The 10,663-nt window shown below is 37.4% G+C and carries 9 protein-coding genes; 6 read left to right on the top strand and 3 right to left on the bottom strand.

Translation table 11 applies throughout. The features are described from left to right. The first annotated feature begins 119 nt into the window (after positions 1–119). Genes ACFE6N_RS22905 through ACFE6N_RS22895 form a run of 3 tightly spaced genes read left to right on the top strand, consistent with a single transcriptional unit; the run spans position 120 to position 3,429 of the window. The gene (locus tag ACFE6N_RS22905; protein WP_378940163.1) at positions 120–1,274 is read left to right on the top strand and encodes an O-antigen ligase family protein; all 1,155 of its coding nucleotides are present in this window, start codon (positions 120–122) and stop codon (positions 1,272–1,274) included. A gap of 32 nt (positions 1,275–1,306) precedes the next feature. Then, on the top strand, positions 1,307–2,884 hold the full coding sequence (locus ACFE6N_RS22900) for a hypothetical protein (RefSeq protein WP_378940162.1): 1,578 nt from the start codon (positions 1,307–1,309) through the stop codon (positions 2,882–2,884). Positions 2,885–2,895: 11 nt separating this feature from the next. Next, the gene (locus tag ACFE6N_RS22895; RefSeq protein ID WP_378940161.1) at positions 2,896–3,429 is read left to right on the top strand and encodes a hypothetical protein; all 534 of its coding nucleotides are present in this window, start codon (positions 2,896–2,898) and stop codon (positions 3,427–3,429) included. Positions 3,430–3,785: 356 nt separating this feature from the next. Here ACFE6N_RS22895 and ACFE6N_RS22890 read toward each other — a convergent pair whose 3' ends face one another. Both ACFE6N_RS22890 and ACFE6N_RS22885 read right to left on the bottom strand, forming a co-directional pair. Continuing rightward, positions 3,786–3,908, bottom strand: coding sequence for a hypothetical protein (locus ACFE6N_RS22890; protein ID WP_378940160.1), 123 nt, complete (start codon positions 3,906–3,908; stop codon positions 3,786–3,788). Positions 3,909–4,469: 561 nt separating this feature from the next. Beyond that, entirely contained in the window at positions 4,470–5,522 is a 1,053-nt protein-coding gene (locus ACFE6N_RS22885) for an IS110 family transposase (protein ID WP_378940159.1), read from the bottom strand. Positions 5,523–6,515: 993 nt separating this feature from the next. On the opposite strand from ACFE6N_RS22885, the gene ACFE6N_RS22880 reads away from it, so the two are divergent. After that, on the top strand, positions 6,516–7,406 hold the full coding sequence (locus ACFE6N_RS22880) for a hypothetical protein (protein WP_378940158.1): 891 nt from the start codon (positions 6,516–6,518) through the stop codon (positions 7,404–7,406). Positions 7,407–7,550: 144 nt separating this feature from the next. On the opposite strand, the gene ACFE6N_RS22875 is transcribed toward ACFE6N_RS22880, so the two are convergent. Continuing rightward, complete coding sequence (locus ACFE6N_RS22875; protein ID WP_378940157.1) at positions 7,551–7,904, bottom strand: hypothetical protein; 354 nt, start codon at positions 7,902–7,904, stop codon at positions 7,551–7,553. 250 nt (positions 7,905–8,154) lie between these two features. Between ACFE6N_RS22875 and ACFE6N_RS22870 the strand changes: the two genes are divergently transcribed. Together ACFE6N_RS22870 and ACFE6N_RS22865 are read left to right on the top strand one after the other, a co-directional pair. Next, the gene (locus ACFE6N_RS22870) at positions 8,155–8,886 is read left to right on the top strand and encodes a LytR/AlgR family response regulator transcription factor (RefSeq protein ID WP_378940156.1); all 732 of its coding nucleotides are present in this window, start codon (positions 8,155–8,157) and stop codon (positions 8,884–8,886) included. A gap of 1,189 nt (positions 8,887–10,075) precedes the next feature. Then, positions 10,076–10,654, top strand: a complete 579-nt coding sequence (locus ACFE6N_RS22865) for a hypothetical protein (protein ID WP_090980565.1) — start codon at positions 10,076–10,078, stop codon at positions 10,652–10,654. The last annotated feature ends 9 nt before the right edge of the window (positions 10,655–10,663 follow it).

Below are 10,663 nucleotides of genomic sequence, written 5' to 3'. Positions count from 1 at the left end.
ATGCTGAGCAAGCTCAAGGATACCTAGTTTGTTCTTAATGATCTTTGCTTGTGTAGTCATAATACTAATCTCTGTTACGTTGTTTAATTTATTGTAACTGTCAGATTAAGTTTTGACTAATTCACTTTATCAGCATTCTATTTCTATACTTTTCTAACAAAAAAATAAATACTAACTTAAGAATTAAAGTTGCAACAATTGCTATTTCTATATTTTTCCTGCTTTTCCTTGTGTTTTTTATCAAGCCTGCATCATCAACGGGAAGAATATTTATTTATAAAATCTCATATAATATCTTTGAAAAGAATTACTTTTCGGGAATAGGTTCAGGTAAATTTCCTGGTGTATATGGCCAATTTCAAGCTCATTATTTTCAGACCAAACCGTATACCAAAAATGAGTTTTTAAATGCGGACAATGTCTTCTATGCGTTTAATGACTATTTACAATTCTCAATTGAACAGGGTATTTTTGGTGCCACTTTAATCGTGGTAATAATAAGCATGATATATAAAATGTCTATCTTCGCAATCCGTGTCCGCCAAAATGATTGCATTCTAAAATTATGCGTTTCTTTTATTTTGATGGTTCTATGTGCGGCGTTTACGACTCATACTTTTGACTCTACCATCATTTTGATATTCTTATCGATAAGTTTGGGATATATATTCTTATGCTCATTGCCAATGGCTTTAAGTGATTCGTCGAGGCTTAAATATTTGATTTTGTTATGTTTGATAATTTGGTTTTTACCTATGTCAAATTATTTTATTAATCTACAAAATAGTCGGGATTTTAAGCATGCGAATGATCTTGCGTCAATGGGGTATATTTTAGAAAGCAAGTCTATTTGTGACGAATTGTGGCCAAAGATGAAAGATAATCAAGATTATTTATTAATGTATTGCAATAGTTTTGAACAAAGTTCTGATCCGATCAAGTATGCTTACATTTTAAATAAAACTTTAGTACAAAGATATGACTATACTATATTAATTAAGTTAGGGAGAACTTATGAGAAGCTTGGGCGGACCGACCAGGCTCTAAAGTCATACTTAGCCGCGGTCAATTTAGTCCCAAACCGTTTCAAAAGCCGTTTTACTCTATTCGAATTTTATTTGAGGAATCATCAATTAAAAATGGCAAAATTACAAGGAAATTTTATTTTACAGATGCCTGTTAAAATAAACTCTATTCAGGTAGAGCATATTAAGCGAGAAGTTAAAAATATGTTAAATACTCATGGGCTAATGACGGATGTGTATGATAACTAATATTTTCAATTATATTTGACCTTAATATTACTATGAAAATTAACGCCAAAAAACTTCTGATAGTTGCATTTCTAGGATCTGTAGCTATATCTTTGTTCGCCTGCCGAAAGGAAATTAAAAATTTTATGGCAGCCGAATCATTCCCTTCCTCTGTTAAATGGGCTAAGAGTTATTTTTATGATGATTTAGTTAAAATAAAGGGGAATGCATTGAATCTTTCTATATATAACACAAAGCTGCTAAGTACTACAGCAAAGAGGAAGCAAAACTACAAAATACCTATATGGGAAAAAGCTGTTTCGGGTAAAAATAGTATTTACGATTTTGTAGAGATTCCTTTAAAGTATACTAGAAAAATGACACCTCAAATCTATCGAAAGATTGATGGCAAAACGAACATTATTACCCCAAATGAAAACTATTTAAAGGCTACGCTGGATAGATTTATTATTTACAAAGATAAAAATAACAGGATTAATCAACGAATAGTTACATACATACCAACAAAGGAATATTTAGCTCGTCACAAAGGTGATATTAGTCATAATCACATAAATAAGCTAGATAAAGATTTTGATGGGTATCTGATATACCGAACATGGGATGACCGATATTTATTTACATTAATAATTGATAAGGGGAAAGCGATAAAGCGAATTTTATTAACTAATCCAGATGAAGTTAACTTTAGAAATGCGAATTACCGAGGACAGGATTGTGAAGATTTTGATATCTATCAATGGTTTACAGATTGCGAATATGTAGGGGATGATCCATCCCCAGTATACTGCTCAGAACCATACCCAGAATATGTAACAACGGTTACCGTTTGTGTTCCTACAGGTGATGACGATGAGTCTCCAAATGGAGGATGTTTAGACCCACAAAATTTCGATAGTGCATTATGTCAGGATGCTGGCATTGAAAATTTTTCAAAAGATGAATGCTTAGAGAGAGGAAAAATTAATTCTCGGATGAACAATAATAAAAACAAATCAAGAGCGGCTATAGTGAAAACAGAGGGCATAACCAACGAGTATGGATTCGCGATGAACCTATCGAATTGGTCGGTATCTGATGACATATATAAAGATACACCGGTATTTTCAGATTATAATCCAGACTTCATTGAAATTCCTTTCACCTGGAATTCTCAAAATGGCTATACCATAGGAGCGTGGCACAATCATCCTGCCAATGGATCACTTTCACCAGATGATATTTTTTGGATGATGGATAATTTAAGTAATAACGATTTAATATCAGCAGGAAGTGCATCTATAAATTATTATAGAGCTAATGTGTCAGTAGGTGTACAAACTGCAACTTATAATTACACCGCCACAGTCAATTCATGGCAAGCACTTAAACAATTATATGATATTTACAATAGCGATAAAGATGCCTTCAGAGATGCTTGGCTTCAGGTTGCAACGGAATATCAGACTGATCATCCCGGCGCTAGTTGGGCAGAAGCTACTGCCTATGCAACAAAAAATCTTTTTGGAACTGCAATAAATCTTTTCAGCACAGACGTAAATTCAAATAATTATCAGCCACAACAGGCTCCTAATAACAGTAAATTAATCACCAAAATTTGTCCAAACTAAATTAATAATCCATGAATAGAATAATATTTTTCGTTTTTATTTGCTGCATTGTATCAGCAAAAACATTTGGTCAAGCAATATCAATTGCACCAAACGCTAGATTAAACTCAACCACGACGCCTCAAATCTATACAAAAAGTCAAGTGCAAAATCATTTTAAAAGTAAAATCGGCAAAGTAAATCATGATACAGAGGGTTATAAGGATAATGGAAAAATCTACAAAATAGGTAATACATTTGTTGAATTTGGAGAAGTAAGTTTTGGAAATGACTTAAACTATCTTGATGATACTAAGAAAAAAATGGATAATTTTTATAGCAAAGTCAAGTCTTTAAATTACGAGTCCAAGATTGTAGTAATTGATAAACAACGTGTATTTATCAGAAATTACAACGCACCGGATCATAAGGTTCTCGTTTTTATCATTGAAAATAAAAATAAAAAAACTGGCCTTAGAGGAACTTTGAGATATGATAATACTGATGGTACAGAAGCTAACAAAACTTTAGAAAGTTTAATTAAGAACATTAAATTTGAAAGCTAAACTTTTAAAAAGATTAGCTTTTAATTGAATAAAATGAATATGGGTGAATGATTATTTTGTAGCTTGTTCACATAGTTTTGTAGTAACATATTTTGATGAAAATCCACCTATATCAGTTAATTTCAGTGCCTAAAAGTGACAATTACTAATAGGCTTTATTGAAACGACAATTCGATCAGTCTATTATTAGAATTCATCTAAAGATTATTTGAGCTAATATTTGAACAAACTTCGAATTGCAGTGGTATCAACCTATGGGATAAGCCAAAAAATAACTGGTTTGTCCCATTTTTCGCTATAATTGTCTTCATCCTTGCCGAAGCACGTATACTGCGGTGAGCTGCACGTGTTTATGATTAGTACGTAAGTAAATCCATTCTATCGAATATCGCTTTACCGAACTTAATATCGTAAATGGTAGTGGTATCAATTAGATCGGCATTTAATGTTTTTGAACGGTCAAAATTGTATGCTGTCATTAAATGGCGTACCGACCAAATCTTTTATTGAGTCTGTGTAAAGCTGGTTAATTTTTTTATGTATCCCAAACGTTGCTCGTCCAAAAGGAATTCAGTTATGGTAGGCTTCCTGCTTATTTTGGTGACATTACCCGTATAGATGGCAGGGGTGTGATGTCGGATGTTCCGGTTACTTACGGGGTGGAAGATTATTTGTCAGCTAAAGATCTAGAATTGGATTGGGTATTGAAGGATATGGATATCAATATTAGGGGGGATAGGTTAAAATATCATATACTTTGAGGAAATAGGGGCGTGCACACTGATCTGAATATGATATTATGGGCGGTACTTGCTAGATCAGGTTAACTTTATACCGGAAGAAATAGCAAATGGCTTTACAACTATCCGTCAGCCTGGGGGTTGACCTGGTTAAATAATTCCTTGGTGATGAGTTTTTGCATTTTCACCAAGGATGATCCAATGTACAATGTTTTAGCGCTAAGGTATAGGGAGTCTATTTTCCCTGCTCACCAGGCAGTTCGCGGATCATGACCAAACCGGTTGATTGATCTTGACTGATTAAATTGGCGGGGCAAAATCCTTGGTAGGTTTGTACTCATGTATTTTTTCGTATAATCTGTTGTTTTTTATACAGGAGAATACCCTTGCAGCGATTTTCAATCGGATTGCATTGAGTACTGACATCTTATGTTTTCCCTCTATATCCGTTTTACGGTGATAGTACGCTTTAATATCCGGGATAAACTTTTTGGCCAGAACGGCAGAGTTATGCAGCAGCGCTTTCATTTTTTTATTGGCAATCTTTGATACCCGGGTTTTCTTGCGGATGGTGGTTCCTGATTTATATGGGAAGGGCGCTATTCCTGCGTAGGACGCAAACTGTCTGATGGTTCTTATGTTTTTGAATTCGTTGGTGCAGATGAGGATTTCCAATGCAACAACAGGCCCCACACAGGGCACCGACTGCATCAGGGTCATCAGGCGGTTTGTTTCTTCATCCGCTTTCCATGTCGCCTCGATTGAATCTTCAACATCCTTTATATCCAGTTTAAGCGCATCGAAACTCCTGGAGCAAAGTCTGTTGTTCTGTTCAATCAGGCCTTTCTTTACAAAACCTGTATGCTCTTTTAAGGGTACCCGCATAGCGATATGAAGGGATTGTAACCGCTTTCTCAAAGCGGATAGACCGGCCAGCTGTTCGATGATTGGCCGCTTTGGTATTCTTAATCTTAATATATCCCTCGATTTGTAGAGGTAAAGGGCGATTCTTTCAGCATCTTTTTTATCGGTTTTGGCCCTGATTAAACCCGAAGAATTTTTAATGCGAAGAGGCGGGTCAACGACAGTATCGATTTTAAGCGTCTTCAGTTTGTTGATCACGTGGTTGCCATAAATTCCAGTGTTTTCCATTCCAACAACGGTATTTCTGGTGGTAAACTTCAATGAAGCTTTCAGGTGTAGCATATGGTCCCTGATGGCTTTTGGTTCATTGGGGATGGTATTGTGGACCAAAACAGATCCCTGAACCATCACGGCGATATCCAGGGTTTCTTTTGATATGTCTATCCCGATGAAATAGACATACCTTTTTGTCATATTTAATGCATCCATAGGTGAGGGTTTTATTTCCCATCCTGTACGGTCAGGCGTTTTTCTACAATATAGGTCTTACCTTTAGCATAGCTTTGACTCACCTGACCGTTCTTTTAATTGGTGCTGACCATTAACTTACCGGGCCTTTTGCTCACGCTTTGGTCTTTCCTTGGTTAACATTTAAGTCTTCTCCCGGTAATCATGATCATTCAATTAATTTTTGATGGGACATTATCTCAAATCCGGTTTATTCAACATGGGAAGTTTTTCCGTAGGTTTTAAACAAATTTAGTCATCAAAGGGGATTTAATCAATTTAGTTTTTCTGAATATCACCGGTTCAGGCCGTGGAGCACCGGGGAGCCGCTAAAGATCTGGAATTGGATTGGGTGTTGAAGGGTGTTGAGAAAAACATCAATAGGCGATAGGCTGAAACCTGATCCATATTGGGAAACTAATGCGTTGCACACTGATCTGAATATGATATTCGGTGGAGATTCGTGTCGGATCAGTTTAACGCCTATATTGGAAGAAATAGCAATTTGGTTTGGTGTTATGATCCTAAGAAGTTATCTAAAAATGATCTTCTATATGATCAATAGCTTTAGGCGTGCAGTGATGCGTGAGTTGATTTAGGGTCTAAAACCAACTAGTTGTGGGTAAATATAAGTTGATATTATTTTTTTTTGCGTACCCTCTGGATGGTCGCGTCTTCCGCTGTATCGCCCTGCGGGAGGATGCCGCTGCAACCGCTTACGCTTCGGATGAAGGTTTATTATGGGATGGTTGTGGGGATGTCGCGGGGAGCTGATTTTAAGTTCTGATAGGTATTTTCATAGTCGTTGTTCTCTGGCTGTCTCCTTCGGGCCGGGCCATTTGCTGTATCTTTTGTCCCAAAAGGATGACGCGTCTGTCTCTGACAGGGAGGAAGATAATTGTCACACAATGTAATGGATTTAAAAGAAAATGCTAATTTTGTGCTTTTCAGCATCTGTTAACCAGACATAAATTAATGAAACTCAAAGATATCATCTCAACTATTGAAATAAGCATTCCGGATTTATTAATATCACAGTCGACGGTTCAACATAATGGTGTTCAATATATACAAGTAGGAAATCTTATAGCAATCAGGAGGGCAATTGGTGAGATCGAGAAGACGGGTATTGCTAGTGAAACTATAAAAAGACTTAATGAAACCGAGATATTCAATATCTCTGGGGACAGTTTGAGAATGAGGGTTGCTGATGTCAATGAATTGACTTCTGATCTTGACAGTTTGAGTACAATTGCTCATGAAATTTCAAAAAGTTTGACAAGGGTAATTGGTGAACCTGCAGAAAATAGCATCTTCATCAAGTTGCCAGAAGTAAGGGACTTCAGTGACCTGTCTAAAGCTGCAGATTCCTTTCAAAAGATCTTGAGTCAGACCATTGTAAATGAAGATATTAATGGAGAGATTAAGATCAAAAGTGTGGAAAATGGATCAATCTGGCTTGAGGTAGCATTAGGTACAACTCTGGCAGTTGCCGCCATAGGAAGCTTGGCCTGGGCCGCTGCTGTTGTATACAAGAAATTTCAGGAGGGAAGAATGCTTTCCCAAACAGTAAATGCCAAAAAAATACAGAATAAGACAAAGCAGGATCTAGGTGCTGCCTTAAAGGTAATGCTTGATTATGTTGTTGAATCAGAGGCACAGCATTTCTGTGAAGAGCATTATAGAGAGGCCGATCCTGAAAAGGTTGAACGGGTAAAGTTTACTATAAGAGAATTGATGGGAGAGATGGATAAGGGGGCAGAAGTCCACCCCGCATTATCGGCTCCCGAAAATGTCAAAAACCTATTTCCTGATATGAATAATCTTATTGGCTTAGCCTCTAAGATCAAACAAATTGAAAATTAAAGATAAATAAGTATTTTAAATTGATTTTTAGGTTGCAGTTGGTTCAAGCTTAGAAATTGAGCTATTTGGTGTATTTTATTTTTTAAAGGATGCTGCCTCCGTCCATGAAATAGAGAAGATTTTGATGAGCCTATCTTTTTCAAATTAAATGAAAAACTTCCCCATATATTCAATACCATTATTACTCGCAATGGTAAGCAACGGCTGTATATTCTCTAAAAACTTTCCCCGTAAATCCACTTCAAGCACTTGCTGGACATACGCATTGGGGAACAGGCCCAGGTAATCTTCTATCATCGGCTCCTTGGTGCAGTTTTCGTTCATTATTTCGATAGCTGTTTTTTTCAGCAGATAATACACTTTATAATAATCCCCCATTCTAGGTAATTTGTTATTCTTTCGGCTACTTGATGATGCATCAGCAGGGGGGGCGGTTCCAGATCGGATCATAAGATACGAAGGCGTAGGGGATAAAATATTCAACGGCAAAGTTGCCATCACCTGTTGCTAGTTATATAACTTTCGGTCTGCGCCGCTGGATTTAAAACAGGTGCGGCTTCATTTCTTCGTTTTAAGGGTTTCAATAAAATACGTGATCAGGTATTCCCGGAAACCAATCGTCAGCTGTGTCTTCGGTGATTGTTGACACAAACAGGCTTATTCTACACACCAAATGCTTTTCGATTGTAGTATTTTAGTTACATTCCCGTGCTATCTTTGTGGGCTTCTATTAACTTGACGTGAATGCATGATGCCGGATATATTGAACTGTTACATTATCGACGATGAATTCCATTCTATAGAAAATCTCTCCATGCACATTATGAGGTGTCCAAACCTGCGCCTGATTGGAACAAATATTGACCCTATAGAGGCTTTGAACGAGATCCGGCGGGGTTCCAAACCTGATGTGCTTTTTCTGGATATCAATATGCCCATGCTTTCTGGCTTGGAGATAGCTGACTTGGTGGATGATGATATCGATATTATATTTATTACTGCTTATGTAAGTTATGCGGTTGATGCATTTGAAAAAGCTGCCCTTGATTTTCTGCTGAAACCCATTTCATTTGAAAGGTTTGAAAAGAGTGTCCAAAGGTTACTGAAAAACATGGGATCGATAACTTACCCGGATACCAATAACTCGATCTATATTAATACCGGGGTTAAGGGAAAATTTGCTCAGGTTAGACTCAGTGATATTATTTTTATTGAGGCAGTAGGGCATTATGTTCTTATCCAGACTTACGATGAAATATTCAAGACCCATCTTGGTATTAAGGATATCGGTAAAGATCTTTCATCCCAGATTTTTTCACGTGTACATAAATCCTTTATCATAAATTTGAATGCAATCAAATCAATTTCCGGTTCCCAGATAAAACTACAGGGGGATTTTAGGGTACCTATTGGTGATGTTTATAGAGTAGGGCTTATGGAAAGGTTAAATGGTAGAAATACACAACATATCAATCATTGAAGGTAAGGAAAGGTATGCGAAATAACTAAAACCTAACCCCATCATTATAGCGCGCAATAACAGTTTGGAATTGGGAAAATAACAATTTGCCTCTTTTTCATCTCGCGGGAAATGAATCGCGAACAAGTTTAATGTCAAACTTATTGACAGCAATATCGCTTATATAAAACTGAGTGAGCATAGCTAAATGGAGTAACGTTATTCCGGGCAAATATAAGACGAGTGATCGATTTTGCGTTTGAAAAAGTCTGCTAATGCTCTATCGAATTTGTTGGTGAGGTCTATGATGTTTTTTTTGCATTTGCTGCAATGGTGTTTGCCTTCTTGCTGTTCTATGTCGCTCGATCGCTGTGTGCATGGCATGGTCAGGATCAATTGCAGGTTTTTCTTGGCCTTTGGTTTGGTTTAGGATGCGGAATGATTGAGGATGCCATAGCGGGTCTGTTTTTTTTATTAGCCCGCGCTTTTAAGATATTTTAGTTTTTTTTATTTGGGCGTGTCCCTGAAGGGCCGCGTCTTCCGCTGTATCACCCTGCGGGAGGATGCCGCTGCAACCGCTCACGCGTTTTGTTTAAAGATTGCTAACTGTTGAGTTTAGCGATCGTTTGGCATCTCATTTATGTTTCAGCACGAAGCAGTTCCATGATCCATCCTATGGCTTCGATCTGAAAACGGTGTTGAATAATTACAATATGAAAGACCTAGCGCATCCCGAGCAAGGAGAAAAACAGGAGAATTGTTAGAAACGGTAACCGGCCAATGATCTACTGTTAAGGATGGCCAGGTGGTGAAGTTCCGCATTGAGGCCGTGCCGCGTTTACCTCTCCATTCGATGATCCTCCGGATGAAACCGGATCCGTTAAAAAGACGCGATGAAGCGTTAAAATCCTATCTGATGGATTCAAGATCACGCCAGGTATCGATTTTACCTCTGGGGCTTTAATTTGACCTGCCTTTGAAATTTTATTGGAACTGCATGGTGAAAAAATCCTGATTTACAGATCTGTGCGTACAGCTTGGAGCGAAACAGGCGTTCAGTGTGGAGCGTAACAAGGTGTCAGCATAAATGCGAAATGCGCGTACACTTTTGCCGAAATGCTCAGCCCGGCCGAAGGCAACGGCCTAATGAATAAAAATAATATCTTTCAGAAGATCGCTAAATTTGCAAAGATCTAAAAATTATCAGACAATGTTATCAGAAAAATTAAAAGTGGACTTCGCATCAATGCGGGTAGAAATATTGGACTTAAATGTGCTTGCTTACTTCTATGTAAGAAAACTTAACCGTTTAGCACATATAATTAAAACAACTACCCGCGAATACCTTTTGGAAGAGTTTACGGCACTTCGGTATATGGAGAACGGCATTATTTTGCACCTGACCAATCTTGACGACGACAGTAGCAACTTTTCATTTCGTACAGCCAGTGCGGCCTTTAAGCGAAGTACTAGAGACCAAAAAGCACAAACGCAAATACACGAAACACTAAAAACTTTCCGAAAAAACCTTAATGATGTAAAAGTCGCGCACCGCAATAAAAGAATAGCCCACCTCAACTATGAAAAAGATTTAAGGTTTGATGAGTTCCTTGATTTTGAAAAGGTACTTTTACCGCTTATCAATGAAGCAAACACCATCGCTGACGAGTTTTGGGGAGAAAAAATAAATGCAAAGTTTCGACTTGGATCACTTGAAGGACATATTGATTTCAGAAGAACCCCAGATGACCTGAAAGTTGACGTTAACAAGTTTGACGGTTTTTTCTAAGTACATAAG

This window comes from Pedobacter sp. BG31 (assembly GCF_042464845.1).
GTDB lineage: Bacteria > Bacteroidota > Bacteroidia > Sphingobacteriales > Sphingobacteriaceae > Pedobacter > Pedobacter suwonensis.
This window is presented reverse-complemented; position numbering and strand designations above follow the sequence as displayed.